This window comes from Herbaspirillum lusitanum P6-12, from assembly GCF_000256565.1.
GTDB lineage: Bacteria > Pseudomonadota > Gammaproteobacteria > Burkholderiales > Burkholderiaceae_D > Herbaspirillum > Herbaspirillum lusitanum.
This window is the reverse complement of the sequence record NZ_AJHH01000760.1, coordinates 1-1,587: the sequence shown is the minus strand read 5'-3', so window position 1 is coordinate 1,587 and position 1,587 is coordinate 1. Positions and strand designations below refer to the sequence as shown.

General features: G+C 62.0%; 3 protein-coding genes. All 3 read left to right on the top strand.

Annotated features, from left to right (window positions below; genetic code table 11):
• Positions 1–415, top strand: a 415-nt coding sequence (gene metG, locus HLUSI_RS0124560) for a methionine--tRNA ligase subunit beta (protein ID WP_029363989.1), incomplete at its 5' end; no start/stop codon positions are given.
• Positions 416–442: 27 nt separating this feature from the next.
• Positions 443–922 carry a GNAT family N-acetyltransferase gene (locus HLUSI_RS0124555; protein ID WP_029363988.1) on the top strand — a complete coding sequence of 160 codons (480 nt, stop codon included), beginning with the start codon at positions 443–445 and terminating at the stop codon, positions 920–922.
• A gap of 214 nt (positions 923–1,136) precedes the next feature.
• Positions 1,137–1,587: sugar-binding domain-containing protein (locus tag HLUSI_RS0124550; protein WP_016836453.1), on the top strand; the 451-nt coding region annotated here is incomplete at its 3' end.

Below are 1,587 nucleotides of genomic sequence, written 5' to 3'. Positions count from 1 at the left end.
CGCAAAAGATGTTTGCGCTGGCCTGGGGCGTCGGCCGGCGGAAAGCGCCGACGCCGGCATCGAAGAACTCGCCCCCGAAATCAGCATCGACGATTTCGCCAAGATCGATCTGCGCATTGCCAGGATCGTCAACTGCGAAGCCGTCGAAGGTTCTACCAAGCTGTTGCGCCTGACGCTGGACGCCGGCGAAGGCAAGACCCGCAACGTGTTCTCCGGCATCGCTTCGGCCTACAAGCCGGAAGAGCTGGTCGGCAAGCTGACCGTGATGGTTGCCAACCTGGCGCCGCGCAAGATGAAGTTCGGCATTTCCGAAGGCATGGTGCTGGCGGCTTCGGCCAAGGATGAAAAATCCAAGCCGGGCATATATGTGCTGAATCCGTGGCCGGGCGCCGAGCCGGGCATGCGGGTTCGTTAATCCCAGCCAGCAAACGCCATGGCAGACATTGACCTTTTGATTCGTGAAGCCACCGTTGACGACGCGGAGCTGATCGCCGAACTCACGCGCGGCAGCTGGGCCAACAAGGTTGCGCCGAGCTCAAGCGGCCACCGTGAAGAACCCAAACGCGTGGCCGAAGACCTGCAACGCGGCGGCGGCTTCGTGCTGCTGCGCGACGACGTTCCGGCCGGCTCGGTGCGCTGGCTGCCGCTGGACACCGAACTCGACGTCTGGGAAATCCTGCGCATGGGCATCCTGCCCAACTATCGCGGCGAACGCCTGTCGCAGCATCTGATGGAAGCGCTGATTCATCGCGCCCTCGCCGCCGACATCGGCGAACTGCGCCTGGCGGTCCGCAGCGATCAGGAACAACTGCTCGACGTCTACGCCGCCTTCGGTTTTGAAATCGCCCCCGAACTGGAATACACCCGCGCCAATCCGATGGAGCCGTCGCCCATCGTGATGCGTCGCTGGCTGCGCAACTAAACTCCTCCGCGCTATCCAAGCCGTCGCCCGCGCTGCAAATGCAGCCGCGTGCGGCGGTTTTTTTCGTTCCCGCTCTCCTGTTTTCGCCCTCGCAAGCCGGTTTGCAACAGCGCGCCGATGCTGCATGGCGTCAAGCATCCGACTTGATTTCTCGAATCAATTCGATTATTGTACAAACGTTCAACAACAATGATCATTTGTTCACAAGGAAAAAATGGCTACAGGGGAACGTCAGGACATCGCTTATTCGGCCGTGCGCGTCGCGCGTCTGTACTACTTCCAGAACATGACGACGGCGGCCATCGCGGAAGAGATCGGCACCTCGCGCGCGACCGTGTCGCGGCTGCTGTCGTACGCCATGGAGAACGGCCTGGTGGAGATCCGCGTGCATGATCCGCAGGAACTCTCGGGCAATCTCGAAGCCGCCATCACCAAACACTATCCGCTGCGCTCGATCCAGGTGGTGCCGGTGCCGGCCGCCGCCACCGAACGCGAAAGCATGCAGCGCGTCGCCGCGCACACCGCCGCTTACCTGAACACGCTGATGCAACCGTCCACCGTCATCGGCCTGGCCTGGGGCAACACCGTCGCCGCCATCGCCGACAACCTGAGTCCGAAGGCGGTGCACGATGTTGATGTCGTGCAGCTCAACGGTTCGGTTATTC